Origin of the sequence: uncultured Acidovorax sp., assembly GCF_964021665.1 — a bacterium.
In the GTDB taxonomy this organism is placed as follows: Bacteria; Pseudomonadota; Gammaproteobacteria; order Burkholderiales; family Burkholderiaceae_C; genus Acidovorax; species Acidovorax temperans.
This window is the reverse complement of the sequence record NZ_CAXIAK010000023.1, coordinates 1-25,072: the sequence shown is the minus strand read 5'-3', so window position 1 is coordinate 25,072 and position 25,072 is coordinate 1. Positions and strand designations below refer to the sequence as shown.

The following is a 25,072-nucleotide window of genomic DNA, read 5'->3' as shown; positions in this document are numbered from 1 at the left end:
TCAAGCCTCAGCCATCTCGGGCAAGTGCTGTAAGCGACTGGCCGGTGTGGGTTGCCGCAGGAGTGAAAACAGGTCCTTGGGATCGTCCAGCGCCGGGATCAGGGCCATGCGCTCGCCCATTCCCAACGCCAGGGCCGTGTCGCGCATGTAGCGCAGCGCGGAAAAATCTTCCAAAGCAAAACCGACCGAGTCGAATACGGTGACCTGGGTGGCGCTGGCGCGGCCCGCGTGGCGCTGGGAGAGAACCTCCCACACCTCCGTCACCGCAAAGTCGGAAGGCATTTGCTGGATATCGCCCTCCACACGTGTCTGCGGGGCATATTCCACAAACACGGCGGCGCCACGCAGCACATCTGGGTGCAATTCGGTCTTGCCGGGGCAGTCACCACCCACCGCATTGATGTGCATGCCGGGCTCCACCATGTCGGGCGTGATGATGGTGGCCTTGGCCTTGTCGGCCGTGACAGTGGTCACGATATCGGCACCACGCACGGCCTCTGCCACGCTGGTGCATACACGCACCGTCACGGGCAGATCGCTCAGGTTGGCAAGCAATTTGCGAGTGGCCTCACCGTCTGTATCGAAAAGACGCAGTTCGGTGATGCCCAGCAGGTGGTAGAAGGCCAGGGCCTGGAATTCGCTTTGCGCGCCGTTGCCGATCAGCGCCATGCTGCGGCTGCCGGGCCGGGCCAGTGCGCGCGCCGCCACGGCAGACATGGCTGCCGTACGCAATGCGGTGGTGAGGGTGAGTTCCGACAGTAGCAGGGGCATGCCCGTGGCCACGTCGGCCAGCACGCCAAACGCCATCACGGTAGATAAGCCCAGGCGCGTGTTGCCGGGGTGGCCATTCACGTACTTGAACGAGTAGGTCACCTCATCGGCAATGGGCATCAGTTCAATGACCCCTTGGCGGGAGTGGCTGGCCACCCGGGCTGTTTTATCAAAGTCAGCCCAACGCAAAAAGTCCGCCTGGATGTTGTCTGCAATGCCCTGCAAACAGGCGCGAAGACCCTGGCGACGCACCAGTTCAACCACTGCTGGAGCGCTGAGGTACAGCGTTTCTGAGGTGCGCGAAGTCGAGGGGGTGAAGTTCATGGCCAGTCTCCGTTGTTGTGATGGCCCAGTGTCTCGCGCACGGATGGCAAAGTGAATCGGCAATCTTGTACCGTATTGCAGATGTTTTTGCCAAAATGGCAGAAACCAATGCCATTTTGAATACATGGACGAACTGGACCACTCCCTCATCAGCCTCTTGCGCGCCAACGCCCGGATGAACATCGCCGACCTGGCCCACAAGCTCGGCGTATCCCGCGGAACCGTGACCAACCGTCTGCGTAAGCTGGAAGACACACAGGTCATCGTGGGTTACACCGTGCGACTCAAACCCGAGGCAGAACCTGAACGCATCCGTGCATGGATGGGTGTCTTGGTTGAAGGTAACCAGACGCGACAGGTCATTGCCAGCTTGCTGGGCGAACCAGGGGTCTCGGCCTTGCACGACACCAACGGCCGCTGGGACCTTCTGGCAGAGCTTGAAGCACGCTCCATGAGTGAGCTGTCGCAAGTGCTGGAACGCATCCGCCTCATCTCCGGCATTCGCAGCACAGAAACGAGCATCCATCTGACAACGTACCGATGAAGAGATAAGCCAGACGGGAACTTTGGACTTAGCACTCTCTCAAATCGAGTGCTAACATAATGCCCTTGAGGAAAGGATTCCCGGCATGACACTTTCATCTGGAACCACTGCAACCGCTCTGACACCCACCAACCCTTGGGCGCTGGTGCCTGCGTTGGGCAACCTCGACGCCTACATTTCTGCCGTCAACCGTCTTCCTTTGCTGACCCAGGAAGAGGAGCAGAAATACGCCCGCCAGCTCAAGGAACACAACGATGTGGACGCTGCGGGGCGCTTGGTGCTGTCGCACTTGCGGCTGGTGGTTTCCATTTCCCGCCAGTACCTCGGCTACGGTCTGCCGCATGGCGACCTGATTCAGGAGGGCAACGTGGGCCTGATGAAGGCGGTCAAGCGTTTTGACCCCGACCAGGGCGTGCGGCTGGTGAGCTACGCCATGCACTGGATCAAGGCCGAGATCCACGAATACATCCTGAAAAACTGGCGCATGGTCAAGGTGGCTACCACCAAAGCCCAGCGCAAGCTGTTCTTCAACCTGCGCTCGATGAAACAGGGCTTCAAGGCGGATGCCAGCGCCGCAGATGCTGCCACCCACCGTGACACGTTGTCTGACCACGAAATTGATGTGGTGGCCGCCCAGCTGAACGTGAAGCGCGAAGAAGTCATTGAGATGGAAACGCGCATGTCTGGCGGCGATGTACTGCTGGATCCCACACCTTCGGACGACAGCGAACAGGCCTTTGGCCCGATTGCCTACCTGTCGGACGCATCGCACGAGCCCACCGCCGTCATTGAGTCGCACCAGCGTGACGTGCTGGCCTCTGACGGCATCGCCAACGCCTTGGCAGGACTGGACGAGCGCAGCCGCCGCATTGTGGAAGAGCGTTGGCTCAAGGTGAACGACGATGGCTCGGGTGGCATGACGCTGCACGAGTTGGCTGCTGTGTATGGCGTGAGCGCAGAGCGCATTCGCCAGATTGAAGCGGCCGCCATGAAGAAGATGAAGAAAGCGCTGACAGAAGCAGCTTGATTCGCCCAGCGGCAGATGGGACAAACGTTACCATTTGCCCCTGCGTCGCCCCCTAGGCCCGCTCATAGGCCGTTGAATCCTGCCCCAGCGAACCCAAAGGTTTGCTTCAGCAGACAACTCAGCGGACTTGGCGGGCTTTTTCCATGGTCCGGGCGAGTACCGGTTTTTTTGTTGCTGAAAGACTCCCATGCAATCCCTGTTTTCGCGCCGTACCGCCCTTGCTCTGGCCTTGACGGCTCTGGCGGCACCATGGGCCGCAGCCCAGAAGGCGCCCAGCGCCGCCGCCCCCTGGCCCACGAAACCGCTGAAGATCATCGTGGGCTTCCCACCCGGCTCGTCGCCTGACCGGACGGCGCGCACCTTCTCGGAGCCCCTGGCCAAAGCCCTCGGGCAACGGGTCAGCGTCGAACACAAGGTGGGTGCGGGTGGCAACATCGGCGCCGATGCCGTGGCCAAGGCCCGGGACGACCACACCATTGGGCTGATGATCAACGGCAACATGACGATTGCCAAGCTGATCAACCCAGCGGTGCCGTACGACCCGCTGAAGGATTTTGCGCCGCTGACGCTGGTGGGCACCTCGCCTTTGGTATTGACTGCGCCGGTGAGCCAGCCCGGCGTGGCAGCCACCGCGAGTGCCCGCGAATTTCTGGCAACGGCACGCAGCGCTGGGGACCAATGGAGCTATGGCACCCCTGGGGTGGGCACGGTGGGCCATATCGGCACCGAACTGCTGAAGTCACGCAGCGGGATCAACCCCGTGCACGTGCCGTATGCCGGCTATCCCCAGGTCGCGACGGCCATGCTGGGCGGCCAATTGCAGATGGCGCTGCTGCCGCCTGCGCTAGCGCAGGCGCAAGTGAAGGCAGGCAAGCTGCGGGCCATTGGCGTGACATCGGCCGGCCGCAGTGCGCTGGCGCCCGATGTGCCAAGCTTGGCCGAAGCCGGAATTCAGAATTTTGAACTGGAAATCTGGAACGCCTTTGCAGCCCCCGCGACCATGCCCAAGGCCTTGCAGGTGCGGCTGGCCACAGTGCTGGCGGACATTGCCCGCACGCCAGAGGTGCGCGCCAAGCTGTTCCAGCAAGGCTGGCAAGTGGCTGGCACATCGCCCGAGGGGTTGGCCAACAGGATCAAGGCAGATACCGCAGCGCTGGGGCAAATCATTGCGCAGCGGAGCATCAAAGCCGAATAAGGGAAGAAGGACGCTGCGGCTGGTAAGCCAAGGCAACCCTTTAGATTGGGCGCCCCCAGTGGGCGCTGCAGCTTACTTCGCTTCTTTGAGCAACGTGGCCACGTCGGCGGCCAAGGCCTGTGCGCCGCTGCCGTAGCGGTGGTACACGCGCAACCGCCCGGCGGGGTCATAGACGTAGCTGCCGGCAGAGTGGTCCATCGTGTAGCTGGTGTCTGTTTTGCCTTCGACCTTTTTGTAATAGATCTTGAAGTCCTTGGCGACGGCGGCCAGTTGCTCGGGGCTGCCGCGCAGGGCCAGGAAGCTGGGGTCGAAGTTGCCCATGTAGGCCTTCAGCACCTCGGCAGTGTCCCGCTCAGGGTCCACGGTCACGAAGATGCCTTGCAGGCGATCGCCATCTGCGCCGAGGGAACGCTTGACTTCGGCCAGTTCCTGCATGGAAGTGGGACACACGTCGGGGCACTGCGTGAAGCCGAAAAACACCACCACCACCTTGCCCGCGAAGTCTTTCAAGCTGCGCTGCTGGCCGTTGTGGTCCGTCAATGGCAGATCGCGGGCGTATTCGGCGCCAGTGACATCAATGCCCCGAAATTCCACCTTCTTCTCAGAGCAAGCAGAAAAAAGCACTGTAGCGCCCGCCAATAAAGCGCAAGCAGCTACAGATTTAATAGCATTTCGTTTGTTCATGTTCACATCACGTAGTGGTCCACCAACAGCGCAGCAAACAGCACGCTCAAGTGGATCAGGGAAAAGCGGAAGGTCTTGCGGGCCAGGGCGTCGGAGTAATTGCGCCACAAGGCAAATCCATAGCCGCAAAATCCCACGCTCAACACCACGGCAAAGGCCAGGTACAGCCATGAACTCATGCCGTACACGAAGGGCATGAGGCATCCCGCAAAAAGAATCAGCGTGTACAAAAAGACCTGCAGGCGTGTGAACTCGTTGCCATGGGTGACAGGCAGCATGGGCAGGCCTGACTTGCGGTAGTCCTCCACCCGGTACAGCGCCAGCGCCCAGAAGTGCGGCGGGGTCCACAGGAAGATGATGAGAAACAGAATCAGCGCTTCGGGCCCGACATCCCCCGTCATGGAAGACCAGCCCAGCACAGGCGGCATGGCCCCCGAGGCACCGCCAATGACGATGTTCTGGGGCGTGAGCGGCTTGAGAATGACGGTGTAGATCACCGCGTAGCCCACAAAGGTGGCAAACGTCAGCCACATGGTCAGCGGGTTGATCCACACGTACAGCAATGCAGACCCTGCAGCGCACAGCACCGCAGAGAACACCAGGGTCTCCTGGTTCGACAACTCACCCTTGGCGGTAGGGCGCCAGGCAGTGCGCTTCATCTTGGCATCAATGCCCTGCTCCACGATGCAGTTGAAGGCAGCGGCGGCCCCAGCCACCAGCCAGATGCCCAGGCTGGCCAGCGCCATCTGGCCCACCTGCGCCCCACTGGGCAAGCCCGGCACAGCCAGCACCATGCCGATCAAGGCACAGAACACAATCAATTGGACGACGCGCGGCTTGGTCAAAGCGTAGAACTGCGCGAATCGCGACGGAGGGGAAACGGCGGCAACACTCATGCAATCACTCTCGGTGCGCGCGCTGGCGCAGAAATCTCGTTCGGGGCGGCGCTGGTGCGGCTGGCCGCCAAGGCCCAGGTCAACACCACCACCAATGCGGCAGCCCCCCCGGTGTGGAGCACTGCCGCCAGCAGGGGCCAATCCAGAATCACGTTAGACAAGCCCGTGGCCAGCTGCAGTGCAGCCAGCGCCAACAGCCAATGCGCTTGCGCTTTCAGAGAGGGACGCAGTTGAAGCGCGAGCCACACCATGGCTGCAAGGACGACATAGGCCATCAAGCGATGAACATAGTGAATGGCCGTCAAACCCGCAAAACTGATGTGACTGCCGTCTTGCAGCATGCCCAGTTCACGCCAAATCTGGAAGCCCTGCGCAAAGTCCATGGCGGGCCACCAGCTACCCTGGCACTTGGGGAAGGTGGTGCAAGCCAGCACCGCGTAATTGGTACTGACCCAGCCGCCCAAAACCACTTGCGCAGCCAGCAAGGCCATCGTGCCCCACAAGGCCCAACGCATCCCTTGGCTCAGACCGACAGGCGGCAGACCCCCGGCCGCCCGGGTGTGCTGCACCGCCTGAACGCACAGCAGCGCCAGTAACACCAACCCACCGATCAAATGCAGTGTCACGATGGCGGGGAACAGCTTCATGGTGACCGTGAGCGCACCAAACGCGCCCTGCAGACAGACCCAGACGAGGGTAAATGTAGGCCACCAGGGACTGCCAGCGGGCGGCCGTCCCACCGAAGCGCCCTGCCCCTTGGCGGCTAGTTGGCGCTTCCATGCACGGTGCTGCACCCAGGCAGAGATCGTCATGACAATGATGAGCACCCCTACCCCGGTGGCCAGATAGCGGTGGATCATCTCCACCCAGGCTTTGCCGTGCGTGACAGGCCCCGTGGGCATGGCGCTTTGCGCTGCAGAAATTTCTTCACGGGCACCCACGGGGCTCGCGCTGCCGTAGCAGCCAGGCCAGTCGGGGCAACCCAGACCGGAATCGGTCAGGCGCGTGAAAGCACCAAACAGCACCAGATCGAAGGTAAGGAACAGAGTCAGCACCGTGAGCGCTTGCAGGCGCCGCAGCGGAGAAGCCCCACGGTTGCGCCAGCGCACCCATGCCAGCGGGCCCAGGGCAATCAGCAGCCCCAGGAGCATGAGCCGGGTGAGCGGAGCGAGGTCGTACAGAGGTTGCGCGTCCATGTCAGGGCTTCCGGGGTCGGCCCGCTTCATCCCAGGATGCAGAGGCGCGCAACAGGCGTTCCAGATCCTTCTTGGCCTTGGCTGCGCCCGCAGCATCCATGCGGGCGGGGAAACGCATCATCCAGTGGCCCATGGGGTCCACCACATAGATGTGATCCCGCAGCGCCTGACCTGCAGCAGGCGCCAGCCACTGCGCCAACGCTGCTTCATCCACACGCCGCACCTGGGCCTGTTTGAGGGCAGGCTCCAAGGCTGCCGGAGGGGCTTTGTCATCCGTCACCAGCCACACCCAGTCCACGCGGTCTTTCTCACGCCCCACGCTTTCACGCAGCTGGCGCTGCAGGTACAGATGCTTCTGGCAATCGGTATCGCACTGGCTATCCGCCACACTCACGAGAAGCCACTGCCCCTTAAGATCCACCAGCGCACCGTCGCCACCCTCCAACGTGGTGGCAGCCATGGCGGGCATGGGCCGTTGTGGCTCAATCAACTCGCCGTAGTTCCTGCGTCCCTCTGGGCGAATCACGTAATAGGTGAAGTAGGACGCAATGACGGGTGCAGCACAGACCAGCAGCACCCCCAGCATCTTCAGGCGGCCATGTCGGGTGCGCTGGGCAGCATCCATCGCCCCTCCGGCCTCGGGCAGGGTATGCACCGTCAAACCCAGGGGGTGCTCTGACGCCACTTCAGGAGGAACGCTCGCGGCGTGGGCGAATGAAGCGTCGGACGATTTGGAACCAGACATAAAGGAGTGCAATCAGGCCGCAAAGCCCGAACCATTGAAATGCGTAACCATAGTGTTTATCGACGCCCGAAGAGACGACAGGCCAGTCGCGCTGCATGCCTTCACCAGGCTCACCCAACTGAACCACCGACAAATCCAGCAGCGGCAGTTGCGTGGCGGAGCGAAATGCAGCCAGGTCGAGATTTTGCCGGATGCGGGAAGACCCCTGCGCACTGTCCCCTGCGCTGAATTCGTAGAGCCGCGATGGCGGCGCAGCCACCCGGCCTTTGACCTGTACGGTCCCAGCCGGCGTCACGACATCAGGCACCTGGGTTCGGTCCTGAAAATTGCGTGGCACCCAGCCACGCTGCACTAGTACCACAGCGCTGGTCCCTCGCAATTGCAGCGGGGTGACGACAAAAAAGCCGGGGCGCCCCTGCATTTGCCGGTTGTCGAGGTACACGGTGTGGTCGGGTAACCAGAGGCCTTCCAGTTCCACCGGGCGACGCCGCATTTCCTCCGTAACGCCCGCCACTTCAGCCTTTGCCAAGCTCGCCCCATCCAAGGCCGGCAGCGCAGCGCGAGAAGTCAACGTTTGCTCGTATGCCAGCTTTTCTGCGGCACGGCCCAACTGCCACCGCCCGAGTGACGCAGTAATGGCCACGCCCACCAGTGCGGCCAAGGTGACGACAACAAAAAGCACACCAGATGCACGAGGACGAGACGTCACAGGATAATCAGCTCCATGAAATATCTAGTTGTTGCAGCATTTGTGGGCATTGTGGTCAGCCTGGGGTCTGCGCTCTTTTTCATGATGCGCAACGGCAACAACGATGCACTGAAGGGTAACCGCATGGCCAGGGCATTGGCAGTGCGGGTGGGGCTGTCGATCTTGCTCTTTGTGTGCCTGCTGGCCGCATGGCAGCTGGGCTACATTCAGCCCACTGGCCTGCCGGCCACACGTTGAACGCCGCACACTCATCAGAATGCGCCACCCGGATTGGCGCTTATCGAGACAGGCCAAGTAGCCAAGCCACAAAAAAAAGCGCCTTGCGGCGCTTTTTTGTTGACTGTCTGCGCTTACATCCAATACACGAGGATGTACAAACCGAGCCAGACCACGTCCACAAAGTGCCAGTACCACGCAGCACCTTCAAAGCCGAAGTGCTTGTCTGCCGTGAAGTGGCCTTTTTGCAGACGCAGCGTAATGAACAGCAGCATCAACATGCCGATGAACACGTGGAAACCGTGGAAGCCGGTCAGCATGAAGAAGGTGGAGCCAAACACACCAGACGACAACTTCAGGTTCAAGTCTGTGTAGAGGTGGTAGTACTCGTAGCCCTGAACGAACAGGAACACGATGCCCAGCAACACCGTAGCCCACATGAAGGCGATGGTCTTGCCGCGTTGGTTCTCGCGCAATGCGTGGTGGGCAATCGTCAGTGTCACGCCCGACGTCAGCAGCAGTGCCGTGTTGATCGTGGGCAGCCAGAAGGGGCCCACGGTCTGGAAGGGCTCCACGATGCCTGCAGGAGAGGCCGTCGCACCAGCTGCCACACTAGGCCATACCGCCTTGAAGTCAGGCCAGAGCAGAGAGTTTTCGAGGCTGCCCAATGCGGGGACAGAGTGCTCGCGCGCCCACCACAGGGCGGTGAAGAATGCGCCGAAAAACATCACTTCCGAGAAGATGAACCAGCTCATGCTCCAGCGGTAAGAGAGGTCAATCTTGCGGCCGTATAAGCCCGCTTCGCTCTCACGGGCTGCATCACGGAACCACTGGTACAGCACAAACAGCCACCACACCAAGCCCAGAGCCAGCGAGTACTTGCCCCATTCGTGTCCGTTGATCCACTGGCCTGCGCCCAGGATCACGAAGAACAGCCCAGCAGCAGCCATCACGGGGTGACGGGACTCTGCGGGCACGTAGTAGTACGGTGTTGTGCCGTGTGTTGATGCACTCATTTCAGCTCCTGACTATCTCAATCGTTGTTATCTGTACCGGGGGCAAATCCACTGCGTCACACAATCCAGTTGACCAGCACGATGAGTGCCAGCACCAGAGAAAAAACTGCGATCAGTCCCACCACGATGATGTGGATGGGGTTGATCTTCTCCAAATCTTGCGCGTATTCACTGCCTTTACGCAATCCAATCAGGGACCACGCAACCGCGCGCACCGTACGCAACAGCGAGCCTTTGCGTTGCAGCGGTGAAGCGGAGTCTCGGCTCATGAGCCTTGGCCTTCCGACGGCAAACCCTTCACCGAAACCGACTGTGGCGCTGCGGGAGTTTTCCCACCGACCTCGAAAAATGTGTACGACAGCGTGATGGTGGTCACGTCTTTCGACAGTTTCGGATCAATCACGAACGCCACCGGCCATTCCTTCTTTTCACCGGGCTCCAGCGTGTACTGGTTGAAGCAAAAGCACTCCAGCTTGGTGAAATGTGCAGCTGCCTGACGCGGTGCGTAACTGGGAATGGCTTGTGCTGCCATACGCCGGTTTTGCACATTCTGGAATTCGTACATCACTGTCGTCAACTCGCCGGGATGCACTTTGACAGAGCGCTGTGCAGGCTTGAAATCCCAAGGCCCGCGCGCGTTGGCGTCGAACTCCACCGTGATGGTGCGGGACTTGTCCACCTGACTGTTCGCAGGCAGCTTCGCATCCTTGCCGGCAACGCCGTTGCCTGGAACCTGGCGCTCGGACAGCGACAGGATGTTGATCCCCGTCATCTCGCAGATGTGCTTGTAGATGGGGATCAAAGCGTAGCCGAAGGCGAACATGCCGGCCGCAATCACGACCAGCTTGCCGACCATCTTGGCGTTTTCGCGACGCAGGCTCATGGCAGGTTGCTCAGCGTGACAGCAAGGTCACCTTGACCATGAACCCGATGAAAAATACCGCAACCACTGACGCAAGGATCAACGCCAGGCGCAGGTTGTTCTTCTTTTGCTCGGGGGTCATGGCAGGCTCCTCAACCAATCACGCGAGTTGCGGTCGCGTCAAGCTTGGGTGGGTTTTCAAACGTATGGAATGGAGCAGGCGAAGGCACTTCCCATTCCAGGCCTTCGGCGCCGTCCCATGGCTTTTGAGGAGCCTTGGCACCCTTACCGCGCATGGCGGGCAACACCACAAACAGGAAGAAGTAAACCTGCATCAGGCCAAAGCCCAGGGCACCCACCGATGCGATGGCATTGAAGTCAGCAAACTGCATGGGGTAGTCGGCATAACGGCGAGGCATACCGGCCAAACCCAAGAAGTGCATCGGGAAGAAGGTGATGTTGAAGGTGATCAACGAGCCCCAGAAATGGATCTGGCCGCGGGTTTCACTGAACATCACACCGGTCCACTTGGGAGCCCAGTAGTAGTAGGCTGCGAACATCGAGAACAGCGAACCAGCCACCAGCACGTAGTGGAAGTGGGCCACCACGTAGTAGGTATCTTGCAGCTGGATGTCGATGGGAGCCATGGCTAGGATCAGGCCGGTGAAACCACCCATGGTGAACACGAAGATGAAGCCCACGGCAAACAGCATGGGGGTTTCAAACGTCATCGAACCACGCCACATGGTGGCAATCCAGTTGAAGATCTTCACGGCCGTGGGCACGGAGATCAGCATGGTGGCGTACATGAAGAACAACTGGCCAGTCACAGGCATGCCAGTCGTGAACATGTGGTGGGCCCACACAATAAACGACAGGATAGCGATCGACGATGTGGCGTACACCATGGAGGCGTAGCCAAACAGCTTTTTGCGAGCGAAGGCAGGAACGATCTGACTGATGATGCCGAAGGCCGGCAAGATCATGATGTACACCTCGGGGTGACCGAAGAACCAGAAAATATGCTGGTACATGACAGGGTCACCACCACCAGCGGGGTTGAAGAAGCTGGTGCCGAAGTGACGGTCGGTCAGCGTCATCGTGATCGCGCCAGCCAGCACGGGCATCACAGCGATCAGCAGATAGGCAGTGATGAGCCAGGTCCAGGCGAACATGGGCATCTTCATCAGCGTCATGCCGGGAGCGCGCATGTTCAGGATGGTCACGATGATATTGATCGAGCCCATGATGGACGAAGCACCAAGGATGTGCATCGCAAAGATGCCAGCGTCCATGGAGGGGCCCATCTGCAGCGTCAACGGTGCATACAAAGTCCATCCTGCAGCGGGAGCGCCACCGGGCATGAAGAACGATGCAACCAGCATGATGGCGGCAGGAATCATCAGCCAGAAGCTGAAGTTGTTCATGCGAGCGAAGGCCATGTCGGAAGCGCCAATTTGCAATGGCAGCATCCAGTTCGCAAAGCCCACAAAGGCCGGCATGATCGCGCCAAACACCATGATGAGACCGTGCATGGTGGTGAGCTGATTGAACAACTCAGGGTTGACCAACTGCAGGCCCGGCTGGAACAGCTCTGCACGAATCAGCAAGGCCAGCACCCCGCCCACCATCAACATAGTGAACGAGAACAGCAGATAAAGCGTGCCGATGTCTTTGTGATTGGTGGCAAACACCCAGCGGCGCCAGCCGGTAGGTGCATGGTGATGGTCGTGGCCGTCGTGTGCGTGGTCGCCAGCGTGCCCGTGGTTGTCGAGTACTGCGCTCATAGTGAATTCCTCAATGCGATTGGGCGATGTTTACTTGCTGCGCTGGGCCACGACTTCTGCGGGCTGCACCAGTTGACCCGTCTTGTTGGACCACGTGTTTTTCGTGTAGGTGGTCACGGCTGCAATGTCCGTATCGCTCAGTTGCTTCCAAGCTGGCATGGCGCCGTTGGCTGCTCCATTCAGCAGAATCTGAATTTGCTTGGCGTGATCGGCGTCCAGCACGATGGCGGAACCATCCAGAGGCTTGATCGGACCAGCACCCTTGCCATTGGCTTGGTGGCAGGCGGCGCAGTTGGCTGCGTAGACCTTTTCACCGCGCTTGAGCATGTCTGCAATAGTCCAGATCTTCGCAGGATCGTCGAGCTTGGCGGCAGCCTTCTTCTTCTGGTCTTCAACCCATGCGGAATAGTCTTGCGCCGAAACCACCTTCACATGGATGGGCATGTAGGCGTGCTCCTTGCCGCACAGCTCAGCACACTGACCGTAGTAGTCGCCAATCTTCTCCGCACGGAACCAGGTGTCACGAACAAAGCCGGGAATCGCGTCTTGCTTGATACCAAAAGCAGGCACCATGAAGGCGTGGATCACATCGTTAGCGGTAGTAATGATGCGAACTTTCTTACCCACAGGCACAACCATCGGGTTGTCTACCTTGAGCAGGTAATCGACGGGGGCCTGGGACACATTGCCGCTGTCCGACATGGTGCGGTGGCTGCTGTCCAAGGTGGAAATGAAGGCTAACCCTTCACCCTCTCCATTGAGGTAGTCGTAGCCCCACTTCCACTGGTAGCCAGTAGCCTTGATGGTCAGGTCGGCATTGGTAGTGTCTTTTTGAGCTACCAGCACTTTGGTGGCGGGCAATGCCATCAAGATGACGATGATGAAGGGGACGATGGTCCAGACGACTTCCACCGTCACAGACTCATGGAAGTTGGCAGACTTTGCGCCCTTGGATTTGCGATGCTTCCAGATGGAATAGAACATCACAGAGAACACAGCAATGAAGATCACCGTGCAGATGATCAGCATCATCCAATGCAGAAAGTGCTGCTCTTCCGCAATTTTGGTGACTGGCGGGGCCAGGTTCAGTTGGTTGACCGCAGGGCCTCCGGGCAAGTCCTGAACGGCATGGGCGACGCTCCCAAGCCATGCACCGGCCATCAGCAGCAGAGAAGCCAACTTATTGGAAATGCTCTTCATAGTTCTCATTTACTTCTAAGCCTCAAATTAACCAATCCCCGCAGCGCCTGCATGGGGTCAGGCGACGCGCGAGGTCGTGCAGGCTTCGAACAACGAGACCGTCCGTTGCGTGAGCCTGGAAGTAAAAAACAACCAAACCCACTGAACTACCTCGCGCCGAAAAGATCACAAGAGGCTGCGCACCGAATCAGGTGATGAAATGAACCGCCACCCAATAAACCCAGCCTGCTGATAACCACCCGCCGTCTCCAGCTACACCGCAACAACGAACCTTGCGGCAAATTTTTATATCGCCAGCCAGACGAAGACCGTACATGGCAAACGCGATTCCGACAACAGCACTTTCCTGAGATGCGGATGGACTAGCGAAACGTCGCACTCAAGCTCGCCGGCCGAAGAAATCATTTGCACATCGAGCTGCATCACCTTCGAGAGTTTTGGCATCTGCCCGGACCATCACACAAAGGCGCTTGAGCCCGCATACCAGCGAAGCACCGGGACCAATACCAAGCCACCAACCGCATCGCTACTACGCAACCAACCCGAGGTTTGACCCTTTGGGGTGTGCGAAGAAACGCCCAAAATTCCACATCACAGCACCCAGAATTGTAGCGCGCCTTGCGCTATATCATTGACACGAAAGCTAGGAGTTATCCACGAGCAGGGCCATTACGCAACATGGCGCGCATGTCATTCAAGGAAACTGCGCTGCTGGAGCTAACGCGTACCCGTGGCGCAGGCTTGAATGCGTGGCCGTAAATGATTTCAAAGGTCAAGGAAAGCTGCCCCGAGCCACTTCCGTCTATCAGGCGCTGCTCAAGGGCCTTGTACAGTTGTTCGCGCCACGCCCGCCCGCGCAATGCGGCAAAACGGTCCGGGTGCAGGTTACACCCCAGCTCACGCAACTCCTCCAAAAGGCGTTGGGGCGTGGCAAACGTGAGCGTGATGCGCTCCATGTCCATCACGGGCTCAGCGAAACCCGCCTGAACCAACATATCACCCCAATCATGCATATCGGTAAAGGCGTGCCCTGCGGGCGGCCAACCCATGTCTGCGTAAACCGCCCGCAACTCTTTGGCAGTGTCGGGCCCAAGACAGGAAAACATGAGGTAGCCATCCACAGCGAGCGCACGGTGCCACTGCGCCATCAACGCCTGGGGGTCAGCCACCATATGCAAGGCCATATTGGCCCACAACATTTGTACCGCACCTTCGTCTGGCATCTCCAGACGCACCTGCTCACCCGTCCAGCGCGACCACCACGGTTTGCTGAGGGATTGGGAGGCAGCTTCGCGCGCCTTGCGGGTGGTCTCCACCACAAAGCAGCGGGCCTTGGGATAGCGTGCGCTTACCAGGGCGTGCCCTTCAAGGCCGCCTCGAACTGCCTCCCAGTTACACCAGGCTACGGGCGTCTGACGAATCCACTGAAGCCGGTCCTCCATACGCCGCGCGACCTCCTCATGCAGCCATGGGGACAAGGCGGGGGCGCTCTCGTGCCAGCGAGCTGCGGCGATGGGGTCGATTGTGGGTGGACGCTCGGTAGGCATGGGGCTTCGCAGACCTGATCAAAGGGCAGGCGAGTATATTGATTGCATGCATTTCGGGCGCATGTCAGGTCTCTTCCGCTCCGTATCGCACTGGCTGGAGCACATACCCAGCCAATGCGCGGTGTGCCATGCGTGGCCTGCGCAAAGGGTGTGCAGTTCGTGTGTGGCACGGTTTGTGCAACCTACCAACCGCTGCAAACGCTGTGCACTGGAGGTGCCCGAGCCAATGGAAGTGTGCGGTGATTGCCTGCTTCGCCCCCCGGATCTGGATGCCTGTGTGGCTGCCGTGTCTTATGGGTACCCCTGGGCACAAGCCATCAAGGCTCTGAAGTTTCAGGAAGATCCTGGTTGGGCTGCCACCTTGGCGACTTTGCTGCACCGAGCCCCAGCGGCGCAAGTAGCTATCGCTCAGGCCGATGAAGTGCTCTGCGTTCCGCTGTCTCGGCAACGGCTTCGCGAACGGGGGTTCAACCAATCTGCGCTGATCGCGCATGCGCTGGCTCCAGAAAAAGCCAACCCCCATGCATTGTTGCGCCTGCATGACACTGCCGCGCAAAGCGGCTTGAATCGATCTCAGCGTTTGAACAACCTGTGCAACGCATTCATGGTGGAACCAAACATCTCTTCGCAACTGAAAGGTAAGCGGGTGATCCTGGTGGACGATGTGATGACCACGGGCGCCACGCTGAACTCCATAGCCGCCACCTTGCGCGCTGCGGGTGTCGAGCACATCACTGCGATGGTGATTGCTCGCACCGAAAGAGACTGAGCACGCCCCCCGCTCTAGCGCGGGGAGCCGCACTTGCCTCAAGCTCCTTTGCGCCACCGAGCCTGCAGGGCAATGATCTCGCCCATGATGCCTCGGCGGAATGCAAGCACGCACACCACGAAGATCAGACCGGTGACCACGGTAACCGACTCACCCAGGGTCTTGAACCACTCCACGCTGGTCATCATGGCCAGCAAGTTGCCCAGCTCACCAATCTTGTTCTCCAGCAGGACGACCACGGCCGATCCCACCAGAGGTCCCGACAGGGTGCCCAGACCGCCCACCAGGTTCATCAAGATCACCTGCCCCGATGCTGTCCAATGCACATCAGACAGTGTGGCAAAGCCCAAGACCAACGTCTTCAACGAGCCTGCCAGGCCGGCAATCGCCGCCGACAACACGAACGCCAGAAGCTTGTAGCGATGGGTGTCGTACCCCAACGAGATGGCACGAGGTTCGTTTTCCTTGATGCCTTTGAGCACCTGGCCGAAGGGCGAATGGATGGTACGCACAATCAGGCAGAAAGCCGCCACCACGATCACGAGGGCCACGTAATACATGGTCACATCGTTTTGGAGATCAATCAGGCCGAGCAGCTTGCCACGTGGCACGCCCTGCAGACCATCTTCACCACCGGTGAAAGGCGCCTGCAGACAGACGAAGAACAGCATCTGCGCCAGGGCCAGGGTGATCATCGAGAAGTAGATACCCTGACGCCGAATGGCAAGCCAGCCGAAGATCAGCCCCAACAAGGCACCACCAAAGGTGCCCAGCAACAGGCCGACTTCAGGGGTCAGCCCCCAGACTTTCATCGCGTGACCAGCCACGTACGCGGCGCCACCGAAGAAGGCCGCGTGGCCGAAAGAGAGAAGCCCGGTGTAGCCCAGCAGCAGGTTGAATGCACAGGCAAACAGGGCGAAGCACATGAGCTTCATGACGAACACGGGATACGCACCAACAAAAGGTGCTGCAACCAGGCCCAGCAACAGCAGGCCGTATCCCACATTGGTGATTCTTTTTGAGTTCATGGTGTAGCCCCTTATTTCTCTTTGCCGAACAGGCCGGCGGGGCGAATGAGCAGAACAATCACCATGATGACGAACACCACAGTGGACGATGCTTCGGGATAGAACACTTTGGTAAAGCCCTCAATCACACCCAAGCCGAGCCCGGTCAGGATCGAACCCATGATGGAGCCCATGCCGCCAATCACCACCACCGCGAACACCACGATGATGAGGTTTTGCCCCATGAGTGGCGACACCTGATAAACCGGAGCGGCCAGCACACCTGCAAACGCAGCCAATGCGGCACCGAATGCATAGGTCAAAGTCACCATCACTGGCACATTCACACCAAAGGCTTCCACCAAGCGAGGGTTCTCGGTACCAGCGCGCAGGTATGCACCCAGCTTGGTCTTCTCGATCACGTACCAAGTCGCAATGCAGACCACCACCGACGCCACGGCCACCCAGGCACGGTAGTTGGGCATGATCATGAAGCCGAGATTGGTAGCGCCTTCCAGCAGTTCGGGCGTGTCATAGCCGAGGCCAGACACCCCGTAGATGGAACGAAACACGCCTTCGATCAGCAAGGTGATCCCCAGCGTCAGAAGCAGGCCGTAGAGATGGTCCAGCTTGTAGATCCAGCGCAGCAGCGTGCGCTCGATCACGATGCCAAAGATCCCGACCACCAGCGGCGCCAGCAGCAGCATCCACCAGTACCCAATACCCAGGTAGGTCGTGGCCATCCAGGTAATGAGCGCTCCCATCATGAACAGCGCGCCGTGCGCAAAATTGATCACGTTGAGCAGCCCGAAGATGACCGCGAGGCCCAAGCTTAGGATGGCATAGAAAGACCCGTTGACCAGCCCCAATAGGAGCTGGCTAAGCAGGCCTGGCAGTGAGACACCGAAAATTTCCATGGGATGCTGCGCTGGTGATAAGTAGAGATCAGGTCAAAGGCGTGTAAAGCGTTACAGCCGAGCGGTTATTTCCAGTGCTGGCACTTGCTCTCGGCCTTGGTGGTGAACACCGCTTCGCCGGGAAGCTTCTTGACCATCTTGTAGTAGTCCCAAGGCTTGGTCGACTCAGATGGCTTCTTCACTTCCATCAGGTACATGTCGTGCACATAACGGCCGTCAGCGCGGATCTGGCCCTTGCCGAAGAAGTCGTCAATCTTCATCTTCTTGAGCTCAGCCATCACCTTGTCCGCATCGGTGGTCTTCGCGGCAGCCACGGCCTTCAGGTAGGTCATGGTGGCGGAGTAATCAGCCGCCTGGATTTCGCCGGGCATGCGCTTGGTCTTTTCGAAGTAGCGTGCCGCAAACTTGCGGGTATCGTCATTCAGGTCCCAATACCAGCTGGTGGTGAACTGCAGACCTTCGGTGTTGCGCAGACCCATGCTGTGGATGTCGCTGATGAAAATCAGCAAACCAGCCAGCTTCATGTTTTTGGTGATGCCAAATTCCTTGGCCGCCTTGATGGCGTTGATGGTGTCGCCGCCCGCATTGGCCAGGCCCAGAATTTGGGCTTTGGAGTTTTGCGCCTGCAGCAGGAAGGACGAGAAGTCAGAGGCATTCAGAGGATGGCGCACCGAGCCGACCACGCTACCGCCCTTGGCCTTCACCACCGCTGTCGTATCAGCTTCCAGTGCCTGGCCGAAAGCATAGTCAGCCGTCAGGAAGTACCAGCTCTTGCCGCCCCCGTCCACAATCGCAGAGCCCGTGCCTTTGGCCAGCGCCACGGTGTCGTAGGCATAGTGCACGGTGTAGGGGGTGCACTGTTCGTTGGTCAGGGCCGACGAGCCAGCGCCGTTGTTGAAGTAAACGCGTTTCTTCTCTTCTGCCACCTTGGCAATGGCCAGGGCCGTGCCAGAGTTGGTGCCACCAAACAGCATCGTCACGCCTTGGGTGTCCACCCACTCACGCGCTTTCGAGGCAGCAATGTCGGCCTTGTTCTGGTGGTCCGCCGAGATCATCTCGATGGGCTGGCCCAGCACCTTGCCACCAAAGTCGTCGATGGCCATCTGGATGGCCAGAGCGCCGTTCTTGCCTTCCACGTCGGAGTACAGACTGGACATGTCTGTGATGAAACCGATCTTGACCTTTTCCTGAGCGTGTGCGGCCGAAGTGGCCAGGCCAGCTGCGCCGAGCATGAGGGCCAGCACTGTGAGTTTGTTCTTCATGGATCTGTCTCCTGTGGGTGTGATGAAACGAAAACGAACGGACGGTTGCTGAGAGATCAAACGCCCAGCAGCTCGGTGAGCACAGGCATCTTTTGCTCCAGCTCAGCAGCACCAAACTGCTCAACGATGCGGCCATGCTCCATGACATAGAAGCGATCAGCCAAAGGTGCAGCAAAACGGAAGTTCTGCTCCACCATCACCACGGTGTAGCCCTTTTGGCGCAACGTCGTGATCATTCGGGCCAGCGCCTGGACGATGACCGGAGCCAAGCCCTCGGAGATCTCATCGAGCAGCAGCAAGTTGGCACCGGTGCGCAGAATGCGCGCCACTGCCAGCATCTGCTGCTCACCGCCCGAAAGCCGGGTGCCCTGGCTGTTGCGACGCTCCGCCAGATTCGGGAACATGGCATAAATCTCTTGCACCGACATACCCGGTGTGCTCGTCTTGAGCGCAGGCGGCAACAGCAGGTTTTCTTCGCAAGACAAGCTGGAAAAAATGCCGCGCTCTTCAGGGCAGTAGCCCACGCCCAGATGGGCAATGCGGTGGGTGGGCAAACCCACGGTTTCCACGCCGTTGATCTTGACCGAGCCTTTGCGGGCGCCCGTCAACCCCATGACAGCGCGCATGGTGGTGGTACGGCCAGCGCCATTGCGGCCCAGCAAGGTCACCACTTCACCGGGTTGCACGACGATATCCACGCCATGCAGCACATGCGATTCACCGTACCAAGCCTGCAGGCCACGGATTTCCAGCGCGGGCGTTTTCGATGTGGGAGAGACCATCTCAGTGCGCTCCCTGCAGTTGACCGTCAGTCGTACCCATGTAGGCTTCCATCACTTGGGGGTTGCTTGATACCTCGGCATAAGGCCCTTCGGCCAGTACCGCTCCGCGCTGCAGCACCGTGATGCAGTCGGCAATCGTGGAGACAACTTTCATGTTGTGCTCCACCATCAGGATGGTGCGTCCTGCAGACACTTTTTTGATCAGCTGCGTGACGCGATCCACGTCTTCGTGCCCCATGCCCTGGGTGGGCTCGTCCAGCAGCATCAGCTCGGGCTCCATCGCCAGCGTGGTGGCAATCTCCAGGGCACGCTTGCGGCCGTAAGGCAGGTTGACGGTGACTTCATCCGCCAGGTCGTCCAGCCCCACCTCGGTGAGCAATTGCATGGCGCGGTCGTCCAGCTGGCGCAGGCTGCGTTCGCTGCGCCAGAAGTGGAAGGAGGTGCCCAGCTTGCGCTGCAAACCCAGCCGCACGTTTTCAATCAACGTGAGGTGGGGGAAGACAGCCGAAATCTGGAAGGATCGGATGACCCCACGGCGCGCAATCTGCGCGGGCGCCTCCGCCGTGATGTCGTGCCCGTTGAACTGGATCGAGCCCGATGTGGGCACCAGAAACTTGGTGAGCAGATTGAAGCAGGTCGTCTTGCCCGCTCCGTTGGGTCCGATCAACGCGTGAATGGAGCCCCGGCGGACAGCCAGGTCCACGTTGCTGACAGCAGTGAAGCCTTTGAACTCTTTGGTCAGGCTTTGTGTTTTAAGGATCACGTCACTCATTGGGCCTGGTTCACTCCGTGGTGCGGGAAGAAAATTCGCCTGCACTAACGCAGGCGATCTACCGGTCTATTGGCCTGCATCGTATGTCTGGACAGACCTTCGCAGGTACTGGTACTAATGCCTATGTAGTAACGCCTATGTAGTAACGCCTATGTAGTAACGCCTATGTACTAACGCCTATGTACTAACGCCTATGTAGTAATGCCTATGCCAAGCCGCAATGTGTCCACTCACAAACAATTGCCAGCACCAGGCGCTCCAAGCCCTACCATGGGCGTATTGCGGGCCTGTGACCCCCGCCTTCAAAACCCTCTCACGCCATGCCCTCACCCCGCCCCGACACCCCCAGCCCGCGTGGCAAACCCCGCTCACTGACCGGGCTGCTGCCCTTCCTTCACCCCTACAGAGCGCGCATTGCATGGGCTCTGCTCTGCCTGGTGATGGCGGCACTGGCCACGCTGGCGTTTCCGCTGGCACTGCGCAATCTGATTGACACCGGGCTGGTCTCGGCAGATCGAGCCGGCCAGGCCATGGCGCTGCGGGAGCACTTTGGTGCACTGTTCCTGGTAGCGGTGGCGCTGGGCGTGTTTTCCGCCGCCCGCTTCTATGCCGTGAGCTGGCTTGGCGAGCGGGTCACGGCCGATCTGCGCCAGGCGGTTTACAGCCATGTGCTGCGCCAAAGTCCCCAGTTCTTCGAGAGCACGCAAACCGGCGAGGTGCTTTCACGGCTGACCGCCGACACCACCCTAGTGCAGACCGTGGTGGGCTCGTCGCTGTCGATGGGGCTGCGCAATGCCGTGATGGGCATCGGCGCCTTGGGCATGCTGGTGTGGACCAACCCCTATGTGATGTCGGTGGTGTTGCTGGCTGTGCTGCTGGTGGTGCTGCCCGCCATGTGGATTGGCCGGCGCGTACGGCGGCTCTCGCGCGACAGCCAGGACCGCGTGGCCGACTCCAGTGCCATCGCGGCCGAGGTGCTCAACGCCATTCCGGTGGTGCAAAGCTACACGGCCGAGCAGCGCGAAGCCTCGCGCTTTGCCACGGCAGCCGAAAGTGCGTTTTCCACCGCCGTGCAGCGCACCCGCGCACGCTCCGTGCTGGTGGCTTTCATCATCATCGCCAACGCCGCCTTGCTGCTGTGGGGCCTGTACCGCGGCACGCAGGCCGTGCTGGCGGGCGAAATGACCGCAGGGCACCTAGGGCAAACGGTGGTGTACGTGATGCTGCTGGCTGGCGCGGTGGCCGTGCTGGGCGAGGTGTATGGCGACCTGCTGCGCGCCGCAGGCGCTACCGAGCGCCTGATGGAACTGCTGGCCAGTGAATCCCCGGTGGCAGAACCCGCCAGCCCCGTGCCACTGCCGGCCACGGGCCTGGGGCTGGCGGTAGAGTTTGCTTCGGTGCAGTTTCGCTACCCCTCGCGGCCTGACAGGCCCGCACTGGAGGATTTCTCACTCACCCTGGCCCCAGGGGAGACCGTGGCCTTGGTGGGTGCCAGTGGCGCCGGCAAAACCACCGTTTTCCAGTTGCTGCAACGCTTTTATGACATTGAGCGACCTGCCGGGCAGGCCCGGCGCTCCGGCATCTTCTTCAACGGGGTGGACATTCGGGACATCGCCCTCACCACGCTGCGCAGCCACATTGCCACCGTTCCCCAGGACGCGGTGATTTTTGGCGCTTCCGCGCTCGAAAATATCCGCTATGGCAACCCTGGCGCGACGGCAGAGCAAGTCCACGCCGCCGCCCAGGCGGCATTTGCCCACGACTTCATCATGGCCCTGCCCCAGGGGTACGACACCTTCCTGGGTGAGCGCGGCGTGCGGTTGTCTGGCGGGCAAAAGCAGCGCATTGCCATCGCCCGCGCCATCTTGAAAAACCCGCCGCTGCTGTTGCTGGACGAAGCCACCAGCGCGCTGGACGCCGAGAGCGAACGCATGGTGCAGGCCGCGCTGGACACCGCCATGCAGCGCCACACCGGGCAGCGCACCACCCTGGTCATTGCCCACCGGCTGGCCACGGTGCAAAACGCCGACCGCATCGTGGTGCTGGAGCATGGCCGCATCGTCGAGCAAGGCACCCACGCCACCCTGATGGCGGCCCAGGGCGTGTACGCGCGGCTGGCGCAGCTGCAGTTCACCGCATAAAGCCGGGAACCGGCGCTGCGGCAACGACAATAGCGGGATGTTCCACATTGTTCTTGTCGAGCCCGAAATCCCCCCCAACACCGGCAACGTGATCCGGCTGGCAGCCAACACCGGCTGCACGCTGCATCTCGTGGAGCCACTGGGTTTCTCCATGGAAGACCGGCTCATGCGCCGCGCGGGGCTGGACTACCACGAGTACGCCCAGGTCATCAAACACCGCAACTGGGCTGCGTTTTTGAGCGAGGCCCAGCCCGACCCCACCCGCATGTTTGCCCTGACCACGCGCGGCACGCGCGGCGTGCACGACACGGCGTTTCAGCCGGGCGACTGGCTGGTGTTTGGCTCTGAAACGCGCGGGCTGGCGCCTGAGCTGCGCGACAGCTTCGCCCCTGGCCAACGCCTGCGCCTGACCATGGTGCCGGGGCAGCGCAGCCTCAACCTCTCCAACGCCGTGGCGGTCACCGTGTTTGAGGCCTGGCGGCAAAACCACTTTGCCATGCCCGATCCCTCTTCTGGAAAGACCCCTGCCTGACGGGCATCAGCTCACGGTGTCGATGCCAGGGCAGCACTGCGCCAGCTTGCGTTGCTGCACCAATTCCTGCACCCGTTCGCTCAGAAAGTCGAGAAACACCTTGGTGCGGGCGGGCAGCATGCGCCCCGATGGCAGCGCCGCATACACCGTGTAGCGGGCGAAGACCCACCCTGGCAGCAAATGCACCAGCTCAGAGCGCGCCAGGTGCTCCTGCGCCAGCAAGCGGGGCACCACGGCCACGCCCATGCCATCCAGCGCGGCGCGCATGAGCACCTCGGTGCTGATGGATTGCAACACCACCGACGGCACATCCACATCTTGCGCGGGGCGCTGTCCGTCGTCGCTCAACAGGCGCAGCTTGCGCCCCCCCACAGAATGCACGCGGGCCACGCTGGAATCGCGCAGGTAGTCGTGGTGCTCCAGGTCTTGCGGCTGCAGGGGCAGGCCTTTTCGCTCCAGGTAGGCGGGTGATGCGACCACGATCGACTCACCCTGCATCAACGGCCGGGCCACGATGTTGGCATCAAACCCCTCGGCGGCCACCATGAAGGTCACATCGAATTCGTCCACGCGCGCTGAAGCGTAGGGATCAATGTCGATGTCCAGCATGAGCAGCGGCTGCTGCGCGTGCCAATGGCTCAGCATGGGGGCAAGAAAATTCGTGGCGACCACGGGCGGCGCCACCACACGAACGGTGCCACGCAAGTCGCGGGTACTGGCAGCAGCGGCGGCTTCAGCGTCCTCAATCTCGTGCAGGATGGCCCGCACGCGGGCCAGGTAGGCGTCTCCCGCTTCGGTCAACGCCAGCTTGCGCGTGGTGCGCTGCAGCAAGCGCGTGCCCAGGTGCTGCTCCAGGTCGGCCACCAGCCGGGTCACCACCGGGGGCGAGAGTTCCAGCAAACGGGCGGCCGCCGCAAAACCGCCCTCATCAACAACGGTCTGGAACACCCGCATGGTCAAAAGTCTATCCATTTGGGCAATTATTCATCAGCATTCTTTTTGATTGTTTCTTTTTTCGGAATGATTAATTGCCGTGCATGCTATTTTTCAAAGGGAAAACCCTAGATAAAGTTCACCCCATCGATGAGCGATGCCGCCAGGGACACTCACCGAGGCAGGGGCCCACCGGCACATGGTGTACCGGGGCAGGCCTTGAGAAAAGCTCAATTTTGAAAGGGAATTTTCATGAACTCGTACCGCACACTCGCCGTTGCCGCCCTCGCTTTCAGCGCCTTCGCCGCCCAGGCTGACTCCGCCGTGACCCGCGATGGCGACTGGAACAGCTACCCGCTGACCAACCAGACCCACTCTTCCCTGACCCGTGAAGCCGTGGTGGCCGACCTGGTGGCCTCCCGCGCCGCAGGCACCCTGCCCCGTGACGGTGAGTGGTACAACGTGCCCGCTCCCCTGAACATCCAAGGCGTCACGGCCACGGCCGGCACCGATGCAGGCAAGAATTCGGTAGCCGCCTCCCAGTCGGGCCGCAGCACTGCTGCTGAATAAATAAGCCAGGCGCCACCCATCAAAAAAGGCCTGCCGGGGTTGCTCCCGGCAGGCCTTTTTGCTTGTGTGAAGAGAAAAGAGATAGTCAGGCCGCAGCGCCATAGTTGCGCGCCAGCGACTCGGCCACGCACACGGGCTTGTCGCTGCCTTCGCGCTCCACCGTCACCAGCCAGGTCATTTGCACGCCATCGGGCTCAATGCGCTCGGCAGCCTGCAGCAGCAGCCGGGCGCGCAAACGGCTGCCCACTGGCACGGGGGCTGTAAAGCGCACGCGGTTGAGCCCATAGTTCACGCCCATGCGGGCGCCCTCGATGGCGATGCCTTGGTCAAAGAACTTGGGAATCAACGACAGCGTGAGAAAGCCGTGCGCGATGGGCGCGCCGAAAGGCCCGGCCTTGGCACGCTCAGGGTCCACGTGGATCCACTGGTGGTCGCCCGTGGCGTCGGCAAAAAGGTTGACTTGCTCTTGCGTGATGGTGATCCAGTCGGTCACGGCCACTTCCTGGCCCACGCAAGCGCTGACTTCGGTGTAAGAGCGGAAGGTTTTCATCGCCCCAATGTAGCGCCGCGCCGGGGGGCGGGCTTGTCCGGCACGTGACAGGACGTGCCACCCTTGGGGCGCGGGTGAAGCTCAGGCGGTCAGACACCCCACCAGGCGTCCAGCCACC

Annotated in this window: 28 protein-coding genes; 8 read left to right on the top strand and 20 right to left on the bottom strand. The window is 60.6% G+C overall.

Going from position 1 to position 25,072, the window contains the following annotated elements:
* Positions 1-1,095, bottom strand: coding sequence for an ornithine cyclodeaminase (locus AADJ04_RS07250; RefSeq protein WP_341239203.1), 1,095 nt, complete (start codon positions 1,093-1,095; stop codon positions 1-3).
* 124 nt (positions 1,096-1,219) lie between these two features.
* On the opposite strand from AADJ04_RS07250, the gene AADJ04_RS07245 reads away from it, so the two are divergent.
* The 3 genes from AADJ04_RS07245 to AADJ04_RS07235 all read left to right on the top strand — a co-directional run bounded on the left by AADJ04_RS07245 (position 1,220) and on the right by AADJ04_RS07235 (position 3,861).
* Positions 1,220-1,639 carry an Lrp/AsnC family transcriptional regulator gene (locus tag AADJ04_RS07245; protein ID WP_066785559.1) on the top strand — a complete coding sequence of 140 codons (420 nt, stop codon included), beginning with the start codon at positions 1,220-1,222 and terminating at the stop codon, positions 1,637-1,639.
* 85 nt (positions 1,640-1,724) lie between these two features.
* Positions 1,725-2,666, top strand: a complete 942-nt coding sequence (gene rpoH, locus AADJ04_RS07240) for an RNA polymerase sigma factor RpoH (protein WP_142083671.1) — start codon at positions 1,725-1,727, stop codon at positions 2,664-2,666.
* 187 nt (positions 2,667-2,853) lie between these two features.
* Complete coding sequence (locus AADJ04_RS07235; RefSeq protein WP_341239202.1) at positions 2,854-3,861, top strand: tripartite tricarboxylate transporter substrate binding protein; 1,008 nt, start codon at positions 2,854-2,856, stop codon at positions 3,859-3,861.
* A 72-nt stretch (positions 3,862-3,933) separates the two neighbouring features.
* On the opposite strand, the gene AADJ04_RS07230 is transcribed toward AADJ04_RS07235, so the two are convergent.
* The 5 genes from AADJ04_RS07230 to AADJ04_RS07210 are packed head-to-tail and all read right to left on the bottom strand — an operon-like array spanning position 3,934 to position 8,091.
* Positions 3,934-4,545, bottom strand: a complete 612-nt coding sequence (locus AADJ04_RS07230; protein WP_044398036.1) for an SCO family protein — start codon at positions 4,543-4,545, stop codon at positions 3,934-3,936.
* 2 nt (positions 4,546-4,547) lie between these two features.
* Entirely contained in the window at positions 4,548-5,441 is an 894-nt protein-coding gene (gene cyoE, locus AADJ04_RS07225) for a heme o synthase (RefSeq protein ID WP_044398034.1), read from the bottom strand.
* Entirely contained in the window at positions 5,438-6,637 is a 1,200-nt protein-coding gene (locus AADJ04_RS07220; protein WP_341239201.1) for a COX15/CtaA family protein, read from the bottom strand. The genes cyoE and AADJ04_RS07220 overlap by 4 nt, the downstream gene beginning before the upstream one ends.
* Before the next feature lies 1 nt (position 6,638).
* Positions 6,639-7,382 (bottom strand): hypothetical protein, encoded by a 744-nt coding sequence (locus tag AADJ04_RS07215; protein ID WP_207373509.1) that lies wholly within the window; start codon positions 7,380-7,382, stop codon positions 6,639-6,641.
* Complete coding sequence (locus AADJ04_RS07210) at positions 7,324-8,091, bottom strand: SURF1 family protein (protein WP_341239200.1); 768 nt, start codon at positions 8,089-8,091, stop codon at positions 7,324-7,326. Before AADJ04_RS07210 ends, AADJ04_RS07215 begins: the two co-directional genes overlap by 59 nt.
* A 15-nt stretch (positions 8,092-8,106) precedes the next feature.
* Between AADJ04_RS07210 and AADJ04_RS07205 the strand changes: the two genes are divergently transcribed.
* Positions 8,107-8,328 (top strand): twin transmembrane helix small protein, encoded by a 222-nt coding sequence (locus tag AADJ04_RS07205; protein ID WP_044398027.1) that lies wholly within the window; start codon positions 8,107-8,109, stop codon positions 8,326-8,328.
* A 113-nt stretch (positions 8,329-8,441) separates the two neighbouring features.
* Here AADJ04_RS07205 and AADJ04_RS07200 read toward each other — a convergent pair whose 3' ends face one another.
* From AADJ04_RS07200 to AADJ04_RS07170, 7 genes are all read right to left on the bottom strand, one after another.
* On the bottom strand, positions 8,442-9,323 hold the full coding sequence (locus tag AADJ04_RS07200; protein WP_044398025.1) for a cytochrome c oxidase subunit 3: 882 nt from the start codon (positions 9,321-9,323) through the stop codon (positions 8,442-8,444).
* A gap of 56 nt (positions 9,324-9,379) precedes the next feature.
* Positions 9,380-9,592 (bottom strand): DUF2970 domain-containing protein, encoded by a 213-nt coding sequence (locus tag AADJ04_RS07195; RefSeq protein WP_341239199.1) that lies wholly within the window; start codon positions 9,590-9,592, stop codon positions 9,380-9,382.
* The gene (locus tag AADJ04_RS07190) at positions 9,589-10,206 is read right to left on the bottom strand and encodes a cytochrome c oxidase assembly protein (RefSeq protein ID WP_066693375.1); all 618 of its coding nucleotides are present in this window, start codon (positions 10,204-10,206) and stop codon (positions 9,589-9,591) included. The genes AADJ04_RS07195 and AADJ04_RS07190 overlap by 4 nt, the downstream gene beginning before the upstream one ends.
* Positions 10,207-10,216: 10 nt before the next feature.
* Positions 10,217-10,327 (bottom strand): cytochrome oxidase small assembly protein, encoded by a 111-nt coding sequence (locus tag AADJ04_RS07185; protein WP_211360764.1) that lies wholly within the window; start codon positions 10,325-10,327, stop codon positions 10,217-10,219.
* A 10-nt stretch (positions 10,328-10,337) separates the two neighbouring features.
* Positions 10,338-11,972 carry a cytochrome c oxidase subunit I gene (gene ctaD, locus AADJ04_RS07180; protein ID WP_044398020.1) on the bottom strand — a complete coding sequence of 545 codons (1,635 nt, stop codon included), beginning with the start codon at positions 11,970-11,972 and terminating at the stop codon, positions 10,338-10,340.
* Between the two features lie 30 nt (positions 11,973-12,002).
* Positions 12,003-13,172, bottom strand: a complete 1,170-nt coding sequence (gene coxB / locus AADJ04_RS07175) for a cytochrome c oxidase subunit II (RefSeq protein WP_066693372.1) — start codon at positions 13,170-13,172, stop codon at positions 12,003-12,005.
* A gap of 650 nt (positions 13,173-13,822) precedes the next feature.
* On the bottom strand, positions 13,823-14,719 hold the full coding sequence (locus tag AADJ04_RS07170; RefSeq protein ID WP_066693369.1) for a methyltransferase domain-containing protein: 897 nt from the start codon (positions 14,717-14,719) through the stop codon (positions 13,823-13,825).
* A gap of 277 nt (positions 14,720-14,996) precedes the next feature.
* On the opposite strand from AADJ04_RS07170, the gene AADJ04_RS07165 reads away from it, so the two are divergent.
* The gene (locus tag AADJ04_RS07165) at positions 14,997-15,488 is read left to right on the top strand and encodes a ComF family protein (protein WP_338071819.1); all 492 of its coding nucleotides are present in this window, start codon (positions 14,997-14,999) and stop codon (positions 15,486-15,488) included.
* Positions 15,489-15,526: 38 nt separating this feature from the next.
* On the opposite strand, the gene AADJ04_RS07160 is transcribed toward AADJ04_RS07165, so the two are convergent.
* The 5 genes from AADJ04_RS07160 to AADJ04_RS07140 form a co-directional block, all read right to left on the bottom strand.
* A complete protein-coding gene (locus AADJ04_RS07160) occupies positions 15,527-16,516 on the bottom strand; it encodes a branched-chain amino acid ABC transporter permease (protein WP_066693358.1) in 990 nt (329 codons plus the stop codon).
* Positions 16,517-16,527: 11 nt separating this feature from the next.
* Positions 16,528-17,412 (bottom strand): branched-chain amino acid ABC transporter permease, encoded by an 885-nt coding sequence (locus tag AADJ04_RS07155; protein WP_341239198.1) that lies wholly within the window; start codon positions 17,410-17,412, stop codon positions 16,528-16,530.
* 65 nt (positions 17,413-17,477) lie between these two features.
* Positions 17,478-18,674, bottom strand: a complete 1,197-nt coding sequence (locus AADJ04_RS07150; protein WP_044398007.1) for an ABC transporter substrate-binding protein — start codon at positions 18,672-18,674, stop codon at positions 17,478-17,480.
* A 56-nt stretch (positions 18,675-18,730) separates the two neighbouring features.
* A complete protein-coding gene (locus AADJ04_RS07145) occupies positions 18,731-19,456 on the bottom strand; it encodes an ABC transporter ATP-binding protein (protein ID WP_341239197.1) in 726 nt (241 codons plus the stop codon).
* A gap of 1 nt (position 19,457) precedes the next feature.
* Positions 19,458-20,228, bottom strand: a complete 771-nt coding sequence (locus AADJ04_RS07140; RefSeq protein WP_066693352.1) for an ABC transporter ATP-binding protein — start codon at positions 20,226-20,228, stop codon at positions 19,458-19,460.
* 320 nt (positions 20,229-20,548) lie between these two features.
* Between AADJ04_RS07140 and AADJ04_RS07135 the strand changes: the two genes are divergently transcribed.
* Positions 20,549-22,369, top strand: coding sequence for an ABC transporter transmembrane domain-containing protein (locus AADJ04_RS07135; protein ID WP_341239196.1), 1,821 nt, complete (start codon positions 20,549-20,551; stop codon positions 22,367-22,369).
* Positions 22,370-22,406: 37 nt separating this feature from the next.
* Positions 22,407-22,901: a tRNA (cytidine(34)-2'-O)-methyltransferase gene (locus tag AADJ04_RS07130; RefSeq protein WP_066785534.1), complete on the top strand. Its 495-nt coding sequence runs from the start codon at positions 22,407-22,409 to the stop codon at positions 22,899-22,901.
* A gap of 6 nt (positions 22,902-22,907) precedes the next feature.
* On the opposite strand, the gene AADJ04_RS07125 is transcribed toward AADJ04_RS07130, so the two are convergent.
* Positions 22,908-23,873 (bottom strand): LysR family transcriptional regulator, encoded by a 966-nt coding sequence (locus AADJ04_RS07125; RefSeq protein WP_341239195.1) that lies wholly within the window; start codon positions 23,871-23,873, stop codon positions 22,908-22,910.
* Between the two features lie 213 nt (positions 23,874-24,086).
* Between AADJ04_RS07125 and AADJ04_RS07120 the strand changes: the two genes are divergently transcribed.
* Positions 24,087-24,404 carry a DUF4148 domain-containing protein gene (locus AADJ04_RS07120; RefSeq protein ID WP_341239194.1) on the top strand — a complete coding sequence of 106 codons (318 nt, stop codon included), beginning with the start codon at positions 24,087-24,089 and terminating at the stop codon, positions 24,402-24,404.
* Positions 24,405-24,489: 85 nt separating this feature from the next.
* On the opposite strand, the gene AADJ04_RS07115 is transcribed toward AADJ04_RS07120, so the two are convergent.
* The gene (locus tag AADJ04_RS07115) at positions 24,490-24,954 is read right to left on the bottom strand and encodes a MaoC family dehydratase (RefSeq protein WP_341239193.1); all 465 of its coding nucleotides are present in this window, start codon (positions 24,952-24,954) and stop codon (positions 24,490-24,492) included.
* Between the last annotated feature and the right edge of the window lie 118 nt (positions 24,955-25,072).